19 protein-coding genes are annotated in these 21,712 nt (G+C 46.9%); 4 read left to right on the top strand and 15 right to left on the bottom strand.

Going from position 1 to position 21,712, the window contains the following annotated elements; translation table 11 throughout:
- Window positions 1–60 precede the first annotated feature (60 nt).
- Window positions 61–1,839 carry an ABC transporter ATP-binding protein gene (locus CES81_RS00775; RefSeq protein WP_089120289.1) on the top strand — a complete coding sequence of 593 codons (1,779 nt, stop codon included), beginning with the start codon at window positions 61–63 and terminating at the stop codon, window positions 1,837–1,839.
- 144 nt (window positions 1,840–1,983) lie between these two features.
- Here CES81_RS00775 and CES81_RS00770 read toward each other — a convergent pair whose 3' ends face one another.
- The 5 genes from CES81_RS00770 to CES81_RS00750 all read right to left on the bottom strand — a co-directional run bounded on the left by CES81_RS00770 (window position 1,984) and on the right by CES81_RS00750 (window position 7,773).
- Window positions 1,984–2,952 carry an ABC transporter ATP-binding protein gene (locus CES81_RS00770; RefSeq protein WP_089120288.1) on the bottom strand — a complete coding sequence of 323 codons (969 nt, stop codon included), beginning with the start codon at window positions 2,950–2,952 and terminating at the stop codon, window positions 1,984–1,986.
- Window positions 2,952–4,049: an ABC transporter ATP-binding protein gene (locus CES81_RS00765; RefSeq protein ID WP_089120287.1), complete on the bottom strand. Its 1,098-nt coding sequence runs from the start codon at window positions 4,047–4,049 to the stop codon at window positions 2,952–2,954. The genes CES81_RS00770 and CES81_RS00765 overlap by 1 nt, the downstream gene beginning before the upstream one ends.
- A 13-nt stretch (window positions 4,050–4,062) precedes the next feature.
- Window positions 4,063–5,085, bottom strand: a complete 1,023-nt coding sequence (locus tag CES81_RS00760) for an ABC transporter permease (RefSeq protein ID WP_089089128.1) — start codon at window positions 5,083–5,085, stop codon at window positions 4,063–4,065.
- Between the two features lie 16 nt (window positions 5,086–5,101).
- Window positions 5,102–6,031 carry an oligopeptide ABC transporter permease gene (gene opp3b, locus CES81_RS00755; RefSeq protein WP_089120286.1) on the bottom strand — a complete coding sequence of 310 codons (930 nt, stop codon included), beginning with the start codon at window positions 6,029–6,031 and terminating at the stop codon, window positions 5,102–5,104.
- A 110-nt stretch (window positions 6,032–6,141) separates the two neighbouring features.
- Window positions 6,142–7,773 (bottom strand): peptide ABC transporter substrate-binding protein, encoded by a 1,632-nt coding sequence (locus tag CES81_RS00750; RefSeq protein WP_089120346.1) that lies wholly within the window; start codon window positions 7,771–7,773, stop codon window positions 6,142–6,144.
- A gap of 385 nt (window positions 7,774–8,158) precedes the next feature.
- Here CES81_RS00750 and hflX point away from each other — a divergent pair, with 385 nt between their 5' ends.
- Window positions 8,159–9,436, top strand: coding sequence for a GTPase HflX (gene hflX / locus CES81_RS00745; protein ID WP_089120285.1), 1,278 nt, complete (start codon window positions 8,159–8,161; stop codon window positions 9,434–9,436).
- A gap of 320 nt (window positions 9,437–9,756) precedes the next feature.
- Here hflX and CES81_RS00740 read toward each other — a convergent pair whose 3' ends face one another.
- The 9 genes from CES81_RS00740 to CES81_RS00700 form a co-directional block, all read right to left on the bottom strand.
- Window positions 9,757–10,410, bottom strand: a complete 654-nt coding sequence (locus tag CES81_RS00740) for an amino acid ABC transporter permease (protein ID WP_089089125.1) — start codon at window positions 10,408–10,410, stop codon at window positions 9,757–9,759.
- Window positions 10,411–10,422: 12 nt separating this feature from the next.
- Window positions 10,423–11,061: an amino acid ABC transporter permease gene (locus tag CES81_RS00735; RefSeq protein ID WP_089089124.1), complete on the bottom strand. Its 639-nt coding sequence runs from the start codon at window positions 11,059–11,061 to the stop codon at window positions 10,423–10,425.
- On the bottom strand, window positions 11,058–11,891 hold the full coding sequence (locus CES81_RS00730) for a transporter substrate-binding domain-containing protein (protein ID WP_089089123.1): 834 nt from the start codon (window positions 11,889–11,891) through the stop codon (window positions 11,058–11,060). The genes CES81_RS00735 and CES81_RS00730 overlap by 4 nt, the downstream gene beginning before the upstream one ends.
- Window positions 11,892–11,909: 18 nt before the next feature.
- Complete coding sequence (locus CES81_RS00725) at window positions 11,910–12,650, bottom strand: amino acid ABC transporter ATP-binding protein (RefSeq protein ID WP_089089122.1); 741 nt, start codon at window positions 12,648–12,650, stop codon at window positions 11,910–11,912.
- Window positions 12,651–13,190: 540 nt separating this feature from the next.
- The gene (locus CES81_RS00720; protein ID WP_089120284.1) at window positions 13,191–14,132 is read right to left on the bottom strand and encodes a DUF6681 family protein; all 942 of its coding nucleotides are present in this window, start codon (window positions 14,130–14,132) and stop codon (window positions 13,191–13,193) included.
- A 14-nt stretch (window positions 14,133–14,146) separates the two neighbouring features.
- Window positions 14,147–14,656: a hypothetical protein gene (locus tag CES81_RS00715; protein ID WP_089120283.1), complete on the bottom strand. Its 510-nt coding sequence runs from the start codon at window positions 14,654–14,656 to the stop codon at window positions 14,147–14,149.
- Window positions 14,657–14,766: 110 nt separating this feature from the next.
- On the bottom strand, window positions 14,767–15,204 hold the full coding sequence (locus tag CES81_RS00710) for a Fur family transcriptional regulator (protein WP_089120282.1): 438 nt from the start codon (window positions 15,202–15,204) through the stop codon (window positions 14,767–14,769).
- 113 nt (window positions 15,205–15,317) lie between these two features.
- Complete coding sequence (locus CES81_RS00705) at window positions 15,318–15,881, bottom strand: nucleoside/nucleotide kinase family protein (protein WP_089089118.1); 564 nt, start codon at window positions 15,879–15,881, stop codon at window positions 15,318–15,320.
- Between the two features lie 11 nt (window positions 15,882–15,892).
- On the bottom strand, window positions 15,893–16,318 hold the full coding sequence (locus CES81_RS00700; RefSeq protein WP_089089117.1) for a bis(5'-nucleosyl)-tetraphosphatase: 426 nt from the start codon (window positions 16,316–16,318) through the stop codon (window positions 15,893–15,895).
- A gap of 211 nt (window positions 16,319–16,529) precedes the next feature.
- Between CES81_RS00700 and CES81_RS00695 the strand changes: the two genes are divergently transcribed.
- Complete coding sequence (locus tag CES81_RS00695) at window positions 16,530–17,936, top strand: amino acid permease (RefSeq protein WP_089120281.1); 1,407 nt, start codon at window positions 16,530–16,532, stop codon at window positions 17,934–17,936.
- 63 nt (window positions 17,937–17,999) lie between these two features.
- Here CES81_RS00695 and CES81_RS00690 read toward each other — a convergent pair whose 3' ends face one another.
- Window positions 18,000–19,142 (bottom strand): cation:proton antiporter, encoded by a 1,143-nt coding sequence (locus CES81_RS00690; RefSeq protein WP_089120345.1) that lies wholly within the window; start codon window positions 19,140–19,142, stop codon window positions 18,000–18,002.
- Window positions 19,143–19,270: 128 nt separating this feature from the next.
- Between CES81_RS00690 and CES81_RS00685 the strand changes: the two genes are divergently transcribed.
- Window positions 19,271–21,670, top strand: coding sequence for a Xaa-Pro dipeptidyl-peptidase (locus CES81_RS00685; protein ID WP_089120280.1), 2,400 nt, complete (start codon window positions 19,271–19,273; stop codon window positions 21,668–21,670).
- Window positions 21,671–21,712 lie beyond the last annotated feature (42 nt).

Genomic DNA, 21,712 nt, shown 5'->3' with positions numbered 1-21,712 from the left:
TGCCCCCCGTGCTACATTAGCGAACGGATTAAAACCGAACGCATATCGGGGGTGATTTTTATGGCAGATAAACAAACTGAGTCCAAGTCAAACGGCTCGCTGATAGAAATGTTTCGCTTCGTTTTCAGCAAGGTACTCAAAAAGCGCTGGCTGCTGGTACTAAATATCATGGCGTTAACCGTGATCACGCTGCTGCAGTTCGTGATGCCGCAGATTGAGCAGTTCATTATCGATAAGGTGATCCCGCAGCAAAACTTTCAGTGGCTGATCGCGGCCATTGCTGTCTTGCTGCTGACAGCTATCGTCTTTGGCATTTTTACCTACATTTCGGCTTATTACATGACCGTCATGAGTCAAAACGCCATCACAGAGCTGCGCAACCAGCTGTACGAATACTTGTTAAAGTTAGATACCAGTTTCTTTGAAGCCAGTAAAACCGGCGATCTGATGACCCGGCTGACTAGTGACATCAATAATTTACAAAGCCTCATTTCGGCCAACATGCTCAACATGATCGGCAACCTATTTACCTTCGTGGGCGTTTTGGCACTGATTTTCTACATCAACTGGGAAATGGCTCTAGCCGTCAGCCTCACCTTTCCGCTGATGTTTCTCGTTTACCGGGTCTTTCGGGTGCGCATCCGAACCGCCTTTACGAACGCTCGCCGCTCACAAGCACGAATGTCAAACCAGATGCAGCAGACCCTCACTCAAATCGACCTCATTAAAAGCTTCAACAGCGAGGCTACCGAAGCACAGCGGTTTGATCATTTCGCCGATACTAACCGAAAAGACATGATTTCTGCCGGTCAAAATCAGGCCATTTTCTCACCGCTAATCGACGGGATCAATACACTGGGGATCGCCATCGTACTGGCATTAGGCGCCTATTTTATCATCAAGGGGCAACTGACAGTTGGTCAACTGGTTGCCTACTTAAGTTACGTGGCCATGGTTCAGTCACCGATCCAGGCGTTTACCCGGCTCTTGAACCAGCTGCAGCAGTCCCTGGTCTCCTACGGGCGCATCCAATCAATTTTGCAGGAACAGCCACAAGTGCTAAACGCAGCAGACGCCAAGCCGTTCCCAAAATTTTCTAAGGGCATTGTCCTTAGTCACGTCAACTTCAATTACGATGCAACCAAACATCCTGGTACACACGACGCCACACTGAAAGATATCAGCTTTACGATCCCGTACGGTAAGACCACGGCCCTAGTTGGCCGGTCAGGTTCCGGCAAAACCACCATTACCCGCTTGATTGACCGGTTCTATGATTTAGAAAGCGGCAGTATTACCTTTGACGATCTGCCAATTCAAGCTATCGACATCTCGTCGCTGCGACAGCACATCGCCATCGTTTCCCAAGACATCTTTATTATCGATGGCAGCATCCGCAACAACATTTTGTACGGTCGGCCAGACGCCACTGACGAAGAAGTGTGGGAAGTGGCTAAGCTAGCCGACCTGGATACCTTTATCCGTGAGTTACCGGACCAGCTGGATACCCAAGTTGGTGAACGCGGTGTCAAACTTTCCGGGGGCCAAAAACAGCGGGTATCGATTGCCCGCGCCTTGCTGAAAAACGCGCCCATCATCATTTTAGATGAAGCAACCGCCAGTCTGGACAACCAATCTGAAAAAGCCATCCAGCACGCGTTGAATAACCTGCTGGAGTCCCGTACGTCCCTAGTCATCGCACACCGCCTGTCCACCATTCACGATGCGGATCAGATTATTGTGTTAGAAAATGGGCAAGTGGTTGAGACTGGGACACATGAGAGTCTTTTGAAGGCTGATGGGGCTTATAAGAAGCTGTATGACGCTCAATTTGAATAAACCCAGTTCGCTTTTATATAGTCGTAACGCGTTCAAGAACTCAGAGCCCGGCCGTGTAACGAAAAAAACAGGTACGTCCTAAAGTTCAAGGACCTACCTGTTTTTTTCGTTACACTCTGGGTTCTAATCGAGTCTTTTCACGCTCTACCCGAGTTCTTTCACGCTCAGCCCCATTTTCTCCGCTCTCTCCCTATACATCGGGATCTCATCCTGACTGCATTGGACAAAGTGATGGGGCACAATTTCCACTAATTCACGTTTCTTAGACCCGTCTTCGTACTTCGGATCGTACTTGATCTGGGTCCGCGTCCGTTCAAACTCTGGATCTGGCACCGGTACCGCCGAAAGTAAACTTCTGGTGTAGTCATGCAACGGATGGTTGTAAACTTCATCCGACGTCCCCACTTCCAGCATCCGGCCGTAGTGCATCACGCCAATGCGATCGGAAATGTACTTCACCATCGATAAGTCATGGGCGATGAACAGGTAAGTGAGTTTCCGTTCACGCTGCAATTTCTTCAACAAGTTGACCACTTGCGCTTGAATGGAAACATCTAGAGCAGAGATCGGTTCATCAGCAATGATAAACTTCGGCTGCACAGCCAAGGCCCGCGCGATTCCAATCCGTTGCCGCTGCCCGCCAGAAAATTCGTGGGGGTAACGGCTGGCATGGTCACGGTTCAACCCAACGGTAGCCAGTAAATCGGCCACTTGCTTGCTGCGGTCCGCGTCGCTTTTGGCCAGGTGGTTAATGTCGATGCCTTCTGCCACAATATCCTTGACTTTCATCCGCGGATTCAAGGAAGCATAGGGGTCTTGAAAAATCATCTGCATGTCGCGTCGAAACTGCTGCATTTTCTGATGGTCTTTTAAGCCGATGATCTCTTGACCATTAAACTTAATCGACCCGCTGGTTGGCCGATACAAGTGAATAATTGCGCGGCCAGTAGTCGTTTTACCTGAACCGGATTCACCCACCAGACCAAAGGTTTCACCCTCATAAATATCGAAGGAGATATCGTCAACAGCTTTAACTTCATCGCGTTTGCCAACGTTGAAATACTGCTTTAAATGACGAACTTCAAGCACTTTTTTAGCGTTATCAAGCTCCATTATTGCTGTTCCTCCTCTTCTTCGATTTGATGATGCTGGTTTTTAGCTGCAGCTTCACGCTGCATTTCAGCAAACTTTTTTTGCCGTTCAATAATTTGTTTGGGCGGCGTGACTTGTGGTGCATCTGGATGCAGTAACCAAGTAGCCGCATAATGCGTATTAGAAACCTTGAAAAACGGGGGTTGCTTTTCGGTATCGATCTTCAACGCATACGGGTTCCGTGGCGCAAAGGCATCACCCTTTGGCGGATCCAGTAAATCTGGCGGCGTGCCCGGAATCGAAGCCAGTTCTTCACTATGCGTATCCAAAGTTGGCATGGAGCTTAAAAGCCCCCAAGTGTACGGGTGCTTCGGGTTGTAGAAGATTTCGTCAACCGTTCCGTACTCCACGATCTTACCAGCATACATCACCGCTACTCGGTCCGCCATGCCGGCAACAACACCTAAATCATGGGTGATGAAAATGATGGAAGTTGAGATCTTATCCTGCAGCTCACGCATGAGATTTAAGATTTGGGCTTGAATCGTCACGTCCAAGGCCGTGGTAGGTTCGTCTGCAATCAGAATTTCCGGGTAGTTGATCAGTGCGATGGCAATGACGATCCGTTGCCGCATCCCACCTGAAAATTGGTGCGGGTAGTCGTTGATCCGGTTTTCGGCATCGGTGATTCCAACTAGTTTCATCATCTCCAAAGCCTGTGACATCGCCTTTTCTTTTTTAACACCCCTATGCACCATCAGCGGTTCAGCGATTTGGCGCCCGATGCGCATTGTTGGGTCAAGCGACGTCATGGGATCTTGGAAAATTTGGGCAATCTTGGCGCCACGTAGGCCTTCCAGATCTTTTTGCGACATCTTCAACACGTCTTTGCCGTGAAACTGAATGCTGCCGCCTTCAACCACCGCATTATTCGCTAGTAAGCCCATGATCGACCGGGTCGTTACCGTCTTACCAGAACCGGATTCACCAACAATGGCTAGCGTTTCACCCTTTTTCAGGTCAAAACTGACGTCACGAATGGCCTTCACAGTCCCAGCGTAGGTGTTGAAGTTGATTTTGAGGTGGTTGACCTTCAAAATAGTTTCATTACTTTGCATTGTTTAACTTCACCTACTCTTTCGTTTGCGGATCAAAGGCGTCACGCAGACCGTCAGCGAAAATGTTAAAGGCAATCATGATCACTGACAGTACGATGGCTGGATACCACATTTGATATGGTAAAAATTGAAAGTTCTTTTGACCATCGTTCAACAACGTCCCAAGTGATGCCTGTGGTGCACTAATTCCGATCCCAACGAAGGACAGGAACGCTTCGAAGAAGATGGCACTTGGAATGGTGAACATCGTTTGAATGATAATGATACTGGACAGGTTAGGCAGCAAGTGCTTAAAGGCAATCTTAAACGAACTTTCACCTAACGTTTTAGCTGCCAGTACGTACTCTTGTTCCTTTAACTCTAGTGTTTGGGCTCGTATCAGCCGGGCCATTGTCGTCCAGCTTGAGAACGCAATGGCTAGCGTTATTGACATCATGCCGGGCTTTAAAATCAAAATCAGCAGCACAACCACAACCAGCGTTGGAATCGACATGATAATCTCAATCACCCGTTGCATGAAGTTATCGATCCAACCGCCTTTCCAGCCGGAAAAGAGCCCGAAGGTAACACCGATCAGCAGATCAACGGCGGTTGCCACGACCGCAACCGTTAGAGAAATCCGGGTCCCAAAGAGGATTCTGGATAACATATCACGTCCTAGGTAATCGGTCCCTAACCAGTAGTGCACGCCAGCTCCTGCACCAGCTGCCTGGTAAGCATTGACCCGGGTGCCAGCCTGAACCAGTGTCCCGTTGACACCGTTAATGTTCAAGCCCGGCCACTTCGGCGGTAAGTTCGCATACTGGGGATTGACCGCGTTAGGATTATGCGGTGAAAAAAACGCTGAACCAAACGCTAACACAAAGAAAATCACGAGAATAACCATCGCAATGATGGCACTTTTATTCTTTTTTAAGCGACGCCATGCATCCTGCATAAAAGTCAGGTTAGGCGCTGCAATTTTTTCACTGTCGAGATGTTTTGACTTATCAAGAGGTTCAAAACTATCTGCGGGAAGCTTTACTTCATCAGCCATTTATTTTGCCTCCTCATTAATTACTTTTGCCGGAAAGCCGAATTCGCGGATCGATAATTCCGTATACGATATCGGTGATCAGCAGCACCACCATCAACATGACACTGTAGACAATGGTGACCGCCATGATGGTTGGATAATCGTTGGTCAGGATCGACTTAACAAATTGTTCACCAATACCGGGAATTGAGAAAATGTTTTCAATCACCATGGAACCGGTCATAATGTTGACCGCCAGTGGTCCAATGATTGTGACCACCGGGATCAAACTGTTTCGCAGTGCGTGGTGATAAATCACGCCCCACTTACTGAGCCCTTTAGCCCTAGCCAGTTCAATGTAGTCGGAATTCAATACGTCCACCATTTCCGTTCGGGTAAACCGCGCCGTATCCGCAAACGGTGACGCGGCCAGCGCAAGGGTTGGCAAAACGGTGTAAGCAAAGCCGCCCCAGTCAGCAATTGGGAACCAGTGCAGCTTTAAACCGACAAAGTACTGCAGCAAAACCGCCAGCACGAAACTTGGAATTGAGATCCCGAGGATCGAAACGATGGTGGCAGTAGTATCAATCCAGGTGTTTTTCTTGATGGCGCCTAAAGCACCTACCAGGATTCCTGGAATCACACCAATGATCATGGCTTGCGTTCCCAGCAGCAAAGACGGTCCAATTCGACTTGAAATCAAGTAGGAAACCGGCTGATCACTGAACTGGAAGGAAGTCCCAAAGTTACCCTGGAAGACACCGACAACGTAAGTCAAATATTGCTGCCAGATGGGTTTCGTTAACCCGTACTGTTTTAAAATCAGGTGCTGCTCTGCTGGCGACAACTTTTGTTGGTTTTGCAGTGGCGTCCCCGGCAATAATTTCATTAGGAAAAACGTCACGGTGATGACGATGAATAAAGTTAACAGCAGATAAAAAATCCGCTTTAATAAATATTTCGCCATGAAAATACCCCTCATTCTGCTTACTATTATTAATGCTCTTTTACTTAACAATTTGAAAACAAAGCTGGGAGTGAAGCCCAACTTCGTCAATGGTTTAAACAACACGATTATTATTTATGATGAACAATATACGCCCGACTGAAATCCCATTGAGCGCCCGTTGGGAAGTATTGCAACCCATGAACATACGGTTTGATCATCTGCGCTTGAGTCGGCTGGTATAACGGCACGATACCCTGCTGCTGCATCAACGTTTTTTCAGCGCTAACTAAATCGTTCCAGCGGGCATCCGGATCATTTGCATCCTGACCCTCAGCGTTTTTAACGGCCGTATCATAAGCCCGATTTTTCCACTGTCCGCGATTATACGCATTATTGGAAGTAAACAACGCGCTAAACGAAATCGGATCCGGAAAATCAGCGATCCAGCCGCCAACGACCATATCAAAATTTCCCTGTGTGGAACGGTCAAGCCGCACGTTAAAGGGTACGGTCGTGGTCGTCAGCTTCAACCCAGGCAGCTCCGCCATTTGACTCTGAACAAATTCAACCGTCCGCTTGCCATTCGGCGTGTCATCTGCCAGCAGGTTCAACGTTACACTGGACCGGCCAGACTGCCGCAAGGCTTTTTGCCACAGTACACGGGCCCGTTTCACGTTGTAAGTCGTCCCTGACTTAACGTAGGCTGCATTGGCAAAGTCGATGCTGTCCTTCTTGGCTAGCTTGGTTGGGACTAAGCCCTTCGGCGGCTGAGAACCGTCCGCTAAAATATTATGCGTAAACGACCGTTTATCGATTGCCAGCGAAATCGCTCGGCGTGCATAAAGATTATGCTTAAAGAAACCGTCGCGCTGATTAAATTCCAGGTAAAACATGGATGCTGAATTGCGGACATGCATATCGGGTGAATTTTTCAATTCCCGGTACTGCGGCCCGTCGGTGATCAATTCATCGACTTTACCGCTTTGATACTGACTTAGCCAAGTTCCCTGGTCCTTGATCACCTGGTATTTCACTGCTTTAAGCTTAGTGGCTTTCGCGTTCCAGTATTGCTGGTTCTTGGCTAGCGTCCAGTCATCATTAGTCCCGTTCCAGCCGGTCAGTTTAAACGGCCCGTTATAAACTGCTCTACGAGAATTGGTAGCGTACTTTGAAGCATAACGCTGAACTTCTTGCCGATTCTGCGGCAGAAACGCCTGTGACGCCACGAGGTACTTAAAATAGCGCTGTGGCCGTAACAGCGTTACAACTAACTGATACTTACCGCGGGCCTTAACACCAAGTTTAGCAGGTGCCTTTTTGCCCTGATTGACGGCTCGATAGTTTTTAACGTGATTATACAGGTAAGCAAACTGTGACGCCGTACTTGGCTTGACTGTTCGTCTCCAACCATAAACAAAGTCGTTGGCGGTGACAGGTGCGCCGTTGCTCCATTTAGAATGACGCAGATCAAACGTCCAGATTTTACCATTTTTGGAAACGTGATACGCGTTGGCAACTCCGGGCCGCAGTTTCGAGTTCTGTCCGATTCTAAGCAGGCCCTCGTCAACGTTATTTAAAACGCCATCACTAACAACATCCGTTGATTTTGACGGATCCATGGTGGGTAAATTGGCTGTCACCACCCAGTGCAATGTCTGATTGCTGGCCAAGTGCTGACTATTTTTTGAGCCGCACGCCCCTAATAATAGCAAAGAAGTCCCCGAAACAGCCCCTAACGCCAAAGTTCTGCTCAACTTCATAGCCATTTCACTCCCTCAAATATCGGATAAACGTGCAAGAATATGTAGTAACGAATTCGTGGATACATTGTATATTAGAAAAGCATTAAAATCAATGCGACTTTATCATTTTGTACAGCTAACACAGTGAACCACGGGAATATTAGTCGTAAAGGGCTGTATATATTTTCGCTCATTAGAATATCTTTTCGTTCAATCAACCGTTTTTCCTAAATTATTTTCCTTAAAAGTTTCCTTCTTAGGAGACGTAAAAAACACTTTTAATTGTAAACTGTCACCACATAAAAATCAATTGTGCAAAAGCAATTATCACCTGCCTGATATCACACGCTCTGCCTGATAGCGTATGTTATACTGGGGCTAAACAATTAAGGATGGTGACAACATGGATAACAGCGAACTTGTGCCGGTCATTAACATTGGCCTTAATACAGGACGCTATAACTTTGATTATGCCATGGAAGAGTTAAAGGCATTGTCAGAAGCCAATAACATGAAAGTGGTAGAAACCACCGTACAAAATCTGAGTCAGCCAGTTGCCGGAACCTATTTTGGAACTGGTAAAGTTGAAGAACTACGTGATATTGTCGTTGATACGGGTGCCGAAATCGTGGTCGCAAACGATGAGCTGACACCCAGTCAAATCAGAAACTTGGAAAAAATCGTCAAGGTGCCCGTCATGGATCGAACCGGTTTGATCCTGGCAATTTTTGCCAACCGGGCCCAAAGTCGGGAAGCTAAGCTGCAAGTTCAATTGGCTAAACTGCAGTACCAGATGCCACGTTTGCATACCGCGATGAATCAGCGGTTAGACCAACAAACTGGGACTAGTTCCGGTGGCGGTTTCACCAACCGTGGTGCCGGTGAAGCCCAGATCGAATTAAACCGGCGGACCGTTCAGCGGCAGATCAACCATGTCCGTCACGAACTCAAAGACGTTGATAAGTCAGCTGAAGTTAAACGCCAGCAACGCGAAAAAATCCAGTTGCCTAACGTTGCATTGATCGGTTACACCAACGCCGGCAAGTCAACCATCATGAATGAACTGATCAAACGGTACGGCATGAATGAAGACAAGCAAGTCATGGTCAAGAACATGCTCTTTGCGACTTTGGATACCAGCGTCCGCCAATTACAGTTTGATGATTCAAAGAAACTGCTGCTCAGTGATACGGTCGGCTTTGTTTCGCAATTACCGACCACCCTGGTGGAAGCCTTCAAATCAACTCTATACGAGGCCGCCAATGCTGATCTACTGATTCAAGTCGTTGACTATTCCAGTCCCAACCGGATCGATATGATGTCGACAACTAAAAAAACCTTAACGGAAATTGGTGTCCCTGATCTGCCAATGATCACCGTTTACAACAAAGCTGATTTAACGGATAACGAGTATCCGTCCCGCGCTGGCGACGAAATCGTTGTCTCCGCCAAAGATCCTGCGTCCATCGACTTGCTGGTTCAAGTCATTCGCGAAAAAGTCTTCAAGAACTACGTCACCGCAACCTTCCTGATTCCGTTCGAAAAGGGCGATGTCGTTTCGTATTTAAACGAACACGCCAGCGTCAAATCAACGGATTACCTGGAAAACGGGACGAAGATCGAAGCTGAAGTCACTAACGTTGATTATAAACGTTTTGAAAAATACGTTTTGGAACAGTAATTTCAACACTAAAGAGCCGTCACCTCAACAAAGACATTGGGATGGCGGCTCTTTTTGTATTGGCTGTAAACGTGCTCAAACAAGCAAAGAGTTGCATCTAAGGGCACACAACAAAAATCCCCAAGTTCAGGGGATTTCCGTTGCGCGCCCTTAGACTCCACTCTTTAAACGCTTGTTTTCACACTCTCTGTTACTAAACGTGCTCACCAAGCCAGAGACCTGCACAGAACGGCACCCCACCACAAATCCAAGTTCGGGATTTATGGTGGGGTGCCGTTCTGCTTCAGTCTCTAAGCAACTTGGTTCACACTCTCTGAAAATTAACTCATCCTTCTATCCAACGAACGTGATAACAGCGACAACGCGTAACATACGATAAAGTACATCACGGCAATCATCAAGAACATTGGCAGGATATAAGTTGAATTCTGGCCGTAAACGATCTGCGCATTATGCATCAAATCCGGCAGCACGATAATCGTAGCCAGTGAGGTATCCTTGATCAGTGAAATAAATTGACTGACCAGCGCTGGAATCATTTTTTTCATCGCCTGCGGTAAAACAATGTGGTACATTGCCTGCCCGTAAGATAACCCGTTAGCTCTAGCACCCTCCATTTGGCCGGGATCAACAGCCGCAATCCCAGATCGGACGATTTCAGCGATCATCGTTGATTCAAAGACGGTCATCGCTAAAATCGTTGCCCAAACACTGCTTGGCCGAAGACCCAGGTTGGGTAACCCAAAGTACGTAAAGAAAATAATCAGCAGTAATGGCAGGTTACGAATAATATCGATAAACAAACCCACAACTGGAGAGATCACCTTAATGTTGACGTAACGGACAATGCCTAAAATTGAGCCTAAGACGTAGCTGCCAACAATGGACACCAAAGATACAGCCACCGTAATCCAAAGGCCCTGAAGTAAGTAATGGATGTTGATCCATGAATATGCGTTAATAAAGTCTTTCATGACTGCACCCCCCTAGGCTAATTTCTTTTCGAGATAACGCATCCAATAACTCAGCGGCAACGTGATGATCAGATATAAAATACCAATACAGATGTAAGTGCTCATGGTATTCAGGGAATCTGAGGCAATGACGTTACCTTGATACATCAGGTCAAATCCAGCCACGAAGGCTAAGACTGAGGAGTTTTTAACTAAGTTAATAAACTGGTTGCCCAGTGGCGGAATAACGTAACGAAAGGCCTGCGGCAAAACAATGTGCTGCATTGACTGCCACCAGGATAACCCATTGGCGCGGGCCCCTTCCATTTGACCAGGATCCACTGAATTGATCCCGGAACGCACCGTTTCAGCAATAAAAGCTGACGTGTAAATAGTCAATCCAATCGTCCCGGCGGTGAATCCGTTGATCTTCGTCACAAACATGGGAATTACCACGTAGAAAAACATGGTGATTACCAGTAACGGGATATTCCGGAAAACTTCAATGTAGATTCGGGCAATGACCCGCAGGAACTTAATTGGTGTGGTTTCAAAAATGGCAAACATTGATCCAATCACCAGACTGAAAATCAACGCAATCACACTGCAAAGGAGGGTTTGACCAAATCCTTGGAGCAACAGACTGCCGTAATTATGAAAAATAGCTATCATCGTTCCATCTCCTTCACGTTCATGCCTGGTACGTTACCAAACCACTTCTTCAGAATCCGGTTATACTGACCGCTCTGTTCAACCTTCGTTAAAGCACGGTTAAGATCGTGTTTAAACTCGGGTTGATTTTTATTGATAGCGATCCCGTAAGGTTCCTTCGTAAAGGCCCCGCCGGTTAGAACATAACCGGGGTTTTCCACTGACATCCCGGCTAAGATACCGTTATCAGTAGTCAGTGCTTCACCTTGGCCCGACTTCAAAGCCGTCATGGCCTGGGCGTAATCAGAAAGTTGCAGCACCTTGGCCTTCGGAGCAAATTTAGCCACGTTTTGAACGGAGTTAGAACCAACCACGCCCAAAACGGTAGCACCTTTCTTGTTTAGGTCCCGCACGTTTTTGATTGGACTGCCCTTCTTAACCAGCAAGGATTGTCCGGCATCAAAGTACGACCGAGAAAAGTCGACCTGCTTTAACCGCTCTGGTGTAATGGTCATCGTTGCCATAATGGCATCAATGTTCCCGTTTTTCAGTAATGGTACCCGGGTAGAACTTGTTACTTGAACAAACTCGGCCTTCCCTTTGGGTCCTAAAATCTGCTTAGTGAGCGCCCTTGCCATATCGACTTCAAAGCCCTTGATGTGACTATCTTTCACGTCCATTAAACCAAACAGTTTCGTATCAGCTTTAACACCCCAAGTAATCGTATTGGTCCGCTTAGCACGTGTCACCACGTTTTGATCTGCCAGCGATTTTGATCCGCAGGCAGTCAATACAAGTACTAATGCAAGACTAGAGATGATAACGCTGACCAATCGGAAAAATTTCTTCATGCTCCCATCTCCTGACTTTTAATGAGTGATAATCTTGCTTAAGAATTGACGGGCACGTTCGTTACTTGGCTGCCCATCAAAGAACTTCTCTTTACTATCATCTTCAAGAATGCGGCCATCCGCCATGAAAATAACCCGGTTAGCCACTTCGCGGGCGAAGCCCATTTCGTGGGTCACCACTAACATGGTCATTGAAGAGTCACGGGCGATGTCTTTCATGACGTTTAGGACATCATCAATCATTTCTGGATCCAACGCGCTGGTTGGTTCATCAAATAGCAGTGCTTTAGGCTTCATGGCCAGTGAACGGGCAATGGCAATCCGTTGCTGCTGCCCACCAGAAAGCTGTGCAGGCATCTTGGGTGCTTGATCAGCCAAGCCGACCCGATCCAGCATGTTCATAGCAATCTTTTTATTCTCTTCTTCTGGCCGCTTCAAAACCAGCCGAGGCGCCAGCATGATATTTTCCAAAATCGTTTTATTCGCATATAAATTAAAGTGTTGGAACACCATTCCAACGTTCTTACGAATCCGGTTCATATCCGTTTTTCGGTCCGCCAAATCTTGACCGTTAACGATCAGTTTGCCTTCCTGAATCCGCTCCAGCCCGTTGACTGTTCGAATCAAAGTTGATTTACCAGAGCCTGATGGGCCAATCAGCACCACAGTTTCTCCAGCATCAATGGTTAGGTTAATGTCATGCAAAGCATGGAAATCGCCGTAGTACTTTTGAACATTATGAAATTCAATCATTGACATGTTTTTCCCCTCCGCCTTATGAAAAAATAGCGACCAAACGCTAAAGTAGTTTACAACAAGACAAGCGAACAAGCTGCATGGTCTGATAGAGGCATACAGCCTGCTCGCTTAGACGGCTGGAAATTACTTATTATTTGGTTCGCGTGAGTTGCACTCAATTAAAGCGCACGTTCGAAAGCGCTGAAATATTTGACTAATTTCACACGCTTCTCATTTTAACTCTAGTTTAAATATTAAACCATATTCACGCTTGGGTCAAAACAATCAGTCGCCCACTATCCCCCTCATTGGGGTGTGTGCCTACACAAACAGCGTTAAATCAGGCCTTATTAACCGCGATAATTTTTTCATCAAACGGTAGAATATTCACTTCTTTGAGATGGCCATTTAGTAGCATGAGAGTTTCATTAAAACATATATGTCATTAATCGCTCAATAAAGGCTACTTAACGCAAAAACGTCATGCCGACAAAGTTTATCAGCATGACGTTTTTTACATTGCGTTCTTAAAGCCGCACGTGCTTTAACACGCTTTTTAACCTAATGATACCGTCTCATCCGTGAAGTTGGCTGATTTGTCGCTGAACTGGCGGGTGAAACAGTATGGCTTGCCGTCTCCGGCTCCGCTTGATGCGTATGAGCCTTCTTTTCCCGTTCATAAGCTAACTGAACACGAATTGTATACGGGGCCTGCTTTTCAATGGGTTCATTTCTACCCATCACCATGTACGGGCCGCCAACTAGGATGACGTTAGCAAGGTAGAGTTTCACCTTATCGTAGACGTCTTCGATCGGTTGCAGTCCCACCGTAGTAATTCTGCCCATGGGCGCCTTTTGCGCTTGGTTCATTCCGGCATAAACGACCATCTGCTGGCCGTCCTGCTTAAGTTCGAAATAGGGAATATTAACCCCTAGCCCGATCGCGTAAACCGGCTTTTTATTTTTGTTAAGCTGCTGAGCCAGTTCACGTGAACCCAGGCCGCCGTAATTAGGCGTCATCAAATTCATTTGCTGCAACTGATTGGCCAATTGTGCAATATTACTACTTTGATCTGGGCTGACTGCCACTTTACCAGGTAAAATCTTTTTACTATCAAAATAACCGTTCGCCGGAATATTAGCACCATTTAGTAGGCTATTGCCACGTTGTTCCCTGGAGTATTGAGCTTCTTCATGTGCTTGCTCATTTCCGCCCAGCGTTTTACCCAGTGCTTTTTCAATCTTTGGTGAAATATCTAGCGGCGCCTGCTTATCAGTAAAATAGTAGAAAATATTCATGATCGAGAAGTAAGCAAGGATCAAGCCCACTAGCAGGATAAGGCTGCCGCGCAGTGCAAAGCCGTTCTTGATCCAGCGTACCGAAACGTACAGCAAGTAGATGACACCTAAAACACCAAGAATCGTGTAAATCCGGTTTTTTAGTTTGACGTTTAAGTTCACGTATCCCAAGTAGTGATTGATCATATCTAAGAAACTAAACAAGTGGTGTCATCTCCTTATTGTTGACCCGAAGTCTGATCGGTGTTACCAGTATCACTGGTATTGTCCGTATTACCAGTGTCACCAGTACCGCCAGAATCATTATTGGTTTGGGTATTGTTAGTTTGTGAGGATGCGTTAGCTGATTTAGAATTATTCGTCCCGCCGTTATTCGTGGTTTCTTTGCCAGCTGACCTCGACTTGTTAGCGGTTTTATTCGCATTGCTTGTTGCGGTTTGCGGATTGGAAGACGTGGTACTCGTGTCGTTTTCGCTGTCCTGTGAACTAGAAGCATCCTTCTTTGAACTGTCGCTGCTAGAATTCTTTTTATCTGAGGACTTGCTGTCAGAATCAGACGACTGCTTAGTCGAATCGATCATTGAATGATTAGAAACCACTTGCGAGCTGGCTGGTTTCCCCTCCTGGGCGTGACTGACTGAGTTGACCACCACGTTGGTCGCACCAAGTGCTAGTGCGATTGAAACAATTGCAAACGGCGTGATAAATGGCGGTGTCCGATATGCCATGATAAATTGCCTCCCTTAATTGAACTTCTTATTAGTCCCTAGTATCTCAAATTATTATTAATAAACAACAAAACAAACCTTAAATATTGAATAAGGTTTGTTTACAGAAATTACTTTGCTAACCGTTTTTGACAGTCTGGGCAAATGCCATACAGTTCAATTCGATGACCCACGATTTCGTAACCCGGCAATTGCGCCTTAAACGCATCTAGCGGACACTCTTTAAGCTCAGTGACCTTACCGCAGTTCTGGCAAATAAAGTGGTGGTGGTGAAGGTGCCGAAAATCACACTGGTATTTGACCCGTGCTTGGTCTCCTTGAACCTGCTGTTCCACCATGCCGACTTCTTCAAATTCTTTGATATTGCGATAAATCGTGTTGTGACTCATCCCGGGAAACTGCTTTCTCATATAGTCGTCAACAAGGGTCACATCGTGGTAGTGATCTTGATTTTGAAGGAGGTAACTCAAAAGTGCTCTACGCTGTTTGGTCACCTTTAAATGGTTCTTTTTTAATTCCGTTAATGCCTGTGTAAGTTCCGCCTGCATGTGATGACACCTCTTTAGCTATAACGTGATAACGTACGCTTTAAATAATAATGATTACGTTTAAGATAGTGTATCACAAATATATGAACAATAACACATATGTCCACCGCTTTTTAAACGGAAGACGTCTGCAAACCTAACACAATCTCATCAAGCCGTTCCTGTGTCTGCTGCCAGTCATCGTTTTGAATCACGGTAGCGATCCCTCGGAGATCTTCCGGCAGAGTCAAATCGCGGCTATATTCCTTACTTTTAATTCGGGACCGGATCATCTCCAACTGGTCACCGCGATCTTTAAGCCGTTCGTGCAGCATCACGGTTTTGCCCACCGTTAAAAATAAAATAAACGCTTGCTCCTTTAATTCATGAAAGTAAGTTTCAGCGCCCTTAGTATCCAGGACGATACTGACCAAATCGGATTTCTTAAACGCCCGCTCCAGCCCTTCATACGAAGAGCCATACTGATAACCCGCATAGGTCACGGATTCTAAGTAATGGTTGCTGGCAAAGCTGGCATCCGTTTCAAAATAATAATCGATCCCGTTTTTTTCGCCGGGCCGCATTGGCCGCGTCGTATGCGTAATAATTCGTGGAATTTGATATTCGGTTTTTAAATAGGTACTCACCGTTGTTTTACCGGTTCCCGTTGCCCCCGTAATGACAATGACGTGTTTCATGATTTCCCCCACTATTTAGCTGCGATCTTAGCTGAAATATACTGGTGTGCCCGCTTCATGAGCTGCTTTAAATTATCGTACGTCAGCCGGTCAACCGCTTCAGCTGCCGTAAACCAGCCATAATCGCTGATTTCCACATCCTGCTTAGTTACCTGAGCATCCGCCGGAACTTCACTGGTGAACAAATGGACTTCCTTGTGGTTGCCATTGGCCATATCATACTGCAGTTCATCGTGATAGTGAGTATCAATTTGAACGTGCAGCTGGGTTTCCTCGCGGATTTCTCGAATCGCTGTTTCATCCAGCTTTTCATCGCCCTCGACGTGCCCCTTTGGGAAGCCCCAAAAGTTACTGGTTGCACTTTTAAGTAACAGATACTCCGGTTGTCCTTTTTTAACCCGGTAAACTACGGCACCGCTAGCCACTTCCGTTGTCATCTTACAATCATTCCTTCCGAAAATATTAATACCTCTTATTTTAGCCTAATCAGAGTTGCAAACAAACTGCGAAATACCTGTTTTAGTGAAATTTCTCAAAAAAATATGTTTCATTTACAACCTTAACATCAATTGACGCATTGCTTTTAAAGTGCAACATGGTTAAGATAGACTTAAAATTCTTTTCAATATTTAATTTGGAGGAACCCATATGTCATCATTTGTTTCGCGTCTATTTCGTCGAGAGAAAGTTGACCGCTACTTGGAAACGGACAAGAAGTTCATTAAAACCATGTCAGCCGTTGACTTGATCTCCCTTGGAATCGGTGCCGTCATTGGTACCGGGATCTTTATTCTGCCCGGTACTGTGGCCGCTACTAAGGCCGGTCCCGGAATTATTTTATCCTTCGTTTTAGCGGCTGTGGTCTGCTCCACCGCTGCCATGTGTTACGCCGAGTTTGCTTCCGCTTTACCCGTCGCTGGGAGTGCCTATTCTTATGGTAACTTGGTCTATGGTGAAATCATCGGCTGGATCCTCGGCTGGGCCTTAATCCTGGAATACGTGCTGGCCGTTGCTGCCGTGTCCAGTGCTTGGGGAGCTTACTTTAAATCCTTTATGAGCGGTTTTGGCGTTGATATTCCAGCAGCCATCGTTGGTCCCCTAGACATTGCCCATGGTTCCTACGGTAACTGGATCGCCATTATCATCGTACTGATCATTTCTTCAATGCTGGCACACGGGGTGAAATCTTCCGTCCGGCTGAACAACATTATCGTTTTTGTGAAAATTGCTATTATTTTACTGTTTGTCGTTGTCGGTGCGTTCTTCGTCAAGCCAGGAAACTGGCACCCCTTTATGCCCTTCGGCTTCCACGGTGTATTGGCCGGTTCTTCAGCCGTCTTCTTTGCCTATCTTGGTTTCGATGCGGTTTCCAGTTCCGCAGCGGAAGTTAAGAATCCAAAAAAGAACATGCCCGTTGGCATCATTGGTACCTTGATCATTGCAACTTTGCTTTACGTGCTGGTTGCCATTGTCCTTACTGGGATGATCAGCTACACCAAGTTAAACGTTGCTGACCCGGTTTCCTTTGCCCTGCAGGTCGTCCACCAAAACTGGGCTGCCGGTATTATTGCACTAGGTGCGTTAGCCGGTATGTTTACGATGATGGTGACCATGATCTACAGTTCCTCGCGACTGATTTATTCGGTTGGTCGTGACGGCTTGCTGCCTAAGTTCTTGGGTAAGTTAGACCGTCGCGGGAATCCCATCAACAGTTTACGCACCATCACCGTTGTCATTGCAGTCATGGGCGGTTTCGTCCCTCTGGATCAATTGACTAACCTAGTTAATATCGGCACGTTAATTGCCTTTCTGTTCGTCTCCTTTGGTATCATTCCCCTTCGCCACAATAAGGAGATTGAAAACAACCAGGGTTTCCAAGTTCCCGGCTATCCAGTATTACCCGTGATTTCTGGGCTGCTATGCATGTTCATGCTGACGCAGCTGCAGGCCGAAACCTGGATTGCCTCTGGCGTCTGGTTCTTATTCGGACTGATCCTTTACTTCAGTTACGGTGTGCGTCATAGCCGGCTGAATAATCCGGATAACGTCGAATAGCTAAAACGAAAAAGCCACAGAAATCGAATATGATTTCTGTGGCTTTTTCGTGTCTGTTTAAGTTCATTCCAAGCGCGCAATGGCGTGTTTTAGCAGCAACGGTGCAATCACCGTACTTAAAATAATGACCACGATCAGTTCCGAATAGAGTTCAGGTGCCAACAGTTTGGATTGATACCCGATTTGAGCAATGATCAGTGCCATTTCACCCCTGGAAACCATGCCGGCACCGACAACGTAAGCACTGTTAAAACTGAAGCCTAAAATTCTGGCACCCAGTCCGCCGCCAATCAGCTTGGATAAAATGGCAACGATCGTCATTCCCAAAATCAGCAAAATATTACTCCAGAAATGGTCAAACCGCATTTCCACCCCGATACTGACAAAAAAGATGGGTACAAAAAAGGCGTAGCCGATAGGACTAATATTAGTGGCAACTTCCTCATGGGCACTGGTTTGGGCCACCGCAATTCCGGCGAAGAAGGCCCCAATAACGGCGCTTAATCCAGTGAGATCCGCAATGTAAGCCATCCCCAAACAAATAATCAAAGACATGATGGGAACCGACTGCGGCACCGGCAGCCGTTCGAACAACCGGATCAAAAGCGGTGCGACCCAGCGAATCACCACGTAAACCATCACGAAGTAGGCGATTTGTTCAACGATGCTGAGGGCTAAATTAGGCTGGCTGCTGCCGCTGGAAAACATACTGACAAAAATGCTTAAAATCAGTACCGCCATAATGTCATCAACCACGGCAGCCCCCAGAATAGTGGCGCCTTCCTTCGTATTTAATTTGCCAAACTCCCGCAGAACCTCAACCGAAATCGACACCGAAGTAGCGGCAAAAACCACACCCCAGAAAATGGCGCGTTCAAAGTTTTGATGCATGACGACACCATAAATGTAGAAGCAAGCCATCGGTAGGATCACACCCAGAGTGGCAACACTAATGGCGGGTTTAAAGTACTTCTTTAACAGTTTCAGATCACTTTCCAAGCCGGCCATGAACATCAAAATGATCACGCCGATTTCCGCCCCGGCAGTTAATAGTTCCCCCGGTCGAATCCAGTTCAGCAGCGCCGGGCCAAGTAAAATGCCGACCAGCAGCTGGCCGATCACACTTGGTATCCCGATTCTCTGACTAAGGGCACCAGCAATGGTGGTGGCAAATAAAATAAGGGCAATTTCGCCGATATAGTTCAAATGAATGTTCCTTTCTGTCCGCGTCAATCAGTTAACATCTCCTAGTGTATCATGACTCAAACATCCCTGGCTATCAGCCCGCCTGCGTTATAATGAAACCAATACTCGACTGCAGGAGGTTTTACTTAATGAAAATCAATCAATTTGCAATTGCACCAACAACTTTAGCCGATGAAAAAAAGGAATTGCAGCAAATTCAGTTCGTCCGCCAATCTGATTTACAGCTGACACCCCACCGGTTTTTACGCCGACTGCTCCAGCAGAGTTTCCCGGAAGTCACCAGCCATGAAGCCGCGGATAGTAAAATAGCTAACTTGCTGGCAGCTGACCATTTAGATGCCCTTTCGCTGACTCAAATGAGCGATGACATTAAACCGTTACATATTGACAACCTAATTCTGCAGCTGCTTGGTTTTGAAGCCGGTCGAGATTTTCAGATCGATGCGCCGGAAAAAATCACCTCTAAAGTTAACCTGCCCGAATTTGATCACGAGGCGTTAGCTAACGATGACTTAATTCACGCCTGGTATCAGCTGCTGATCACCCATACCACTACTGGTCAGACTTTTCTTGATCAGTTAGCCGGTCGCGGCTACTACCACCGGTTAAAGAACCTGCCGAAACCGCTATTTTTCAATGGTAAGGCTCAGCCCGTCTTCGATACCTCACGGCTGATTCACGAAGTCGTTTACGTGGAATCTTCGCAAGATAGCGACCACGATGGCCTGCGTGATCTGCTAAAAGCCGAGATCACCAGGCCAGCCGAGTCGAATCGGCAGCCGGTACCCGTGCTTTATACCGCGTCACCCTATAATCAGGGTACTAACGATGCCGATGGTGACGCCCTGACACACAATGTCAACGTCCCACTGACAGAAAAGCCAGCAACTGCCAACACTCTCAGCGGCAAAAGATCGGTCCAAGCAAAGGTTCCCGATCCACGGGTGGTCGACAGCCGCACCCAACAGGCTGACGAAGGTTTCGGCAATACCTTTGATTACAGCCTGAACGATTATTTTCTGGCCCGCGGGTTCGCGGTGGTTTACGCTGCCGGCATCGGCACCAAGGAGTCTGACGGGTTGCGCACCACTGGTGATCCGGCAGAAACAACGTCGACTACGGCAATCATCGACTGGTTAAACGGCAAGCGGACCGCCTTTACTAACCGCACCGCAAACGTCGCTATTGACGCAACCTGGTCAAACCGGCACGTGGCAATGACCGGTCGTTCTTATCTCGGTACGTTGGCCACCGCCGCTGCCACAACTGGCGTGGACGGCCTCAAAACGATTATTTGTGAGGCTGGGATCTCTAGTTGGTACGACTATTATCGTGAAAACGGCTTGGTGATTGCTCCCGGTGGCTTCCCTGGTGAAGACGCCGACGTCTTGGCAGAAGAAACCTTCTCCCGCCAGCAGCAGGCCGGCGACTACGACCGCATCAAGAATAAGTGGCAGCAACAATTAACCGCCATTAAGAATGGCCAAGACCGCAGTACCGGCAACTACAATGATTTCTGGGACGCGCGGAACTACCGTAAAAACGCTAAAAAAATCAAAGCTGACGTCATGATCGTTCACGGGCTCAACGACTGGAACGTTAAACCGCGTAACGCCGAAAAACTATGGCGGGCCATTCATGACTTACCCATCAACCATAAAATCATCCTGCACCAGGGACCACACATTTACATCAATAATTTCCGTTCATTAGACTTCACTGACATGGTCAACCTTTGGTTATCCCATGAACTCTATGATTTGGATAATCACGCTGAAAAGATCTTGCCCGACGTTTTAATTCAGGATAATACCAGTGCTGAAAACTGGCAGGCCTATCCGGATTGGGGTGACCCCGCTAACAAGACAACTCAGTATCATTTAACGCCGAATAGTCTTTCCACCGACACGTCCAGCCAGGAAACGGTTCAGTTCAATGATCAACTGGATAAATCAACCTTTCAGCTGTATGCCAAGGACAACGGTCGGTGGCAGCGCGATTTAGTTAAGCCTTCTTCGCCCCTCCAAGGCCACCGTCAGCTTTTCCAAGCATCTGCTCAAACTAATGAACTGGTTATCGATGGCTGCCCAATCCTGCATCTCGATGCTGCGTCCGACCAATCAATTGGCCTGGTTAGTGCTGAACTGGTAGACTCAGGCGAATTTACGCGACTTAACCCGCTGCCAACCACGCTGGCCAGACAGGCTATGGCACTGGGCAATCATTTTCGCAAAGAAGACTTACGTGAATATGAACTCGCTAAAAAGGAAACATCCTATCAGCTGATTTCAAAAGCCCACATGAATTTACAAAACCGGCACGCATTAACCCAAGTCGATCCTATTACGCCAGGTCAGACCTATTCTATCAAGCTGGAACTGCAGCCGACTCATTACCGGCTGGCAGCGGGCCATCAGTTGGGACTGATCGTTTATGCCACCGACTTTGGCATGACCGTCCGTGGTAACCAAAACATCACCTACACATTATCACTGGCAAATAGCTGGCTAGAACTTCCCCACCTATAGACTTCGTGATATTATGGTAACTAACTTCAATTTGAAACGAGG

Origin of the sequence: Secundilactobacillus pentosiphilus (assembly GCF_002217985.1) — a bacterium.
Taxonomy (GTDB): Bacteria; Bacillota; Bacilli; order Lactobacillales; family Lactobacillaceae; genus Secundilactobacillus; species Secundilactobacillus pentosiphilus.
This window is presented reverse-complemented; position numbering and strand designations above follow the sequence as displayed.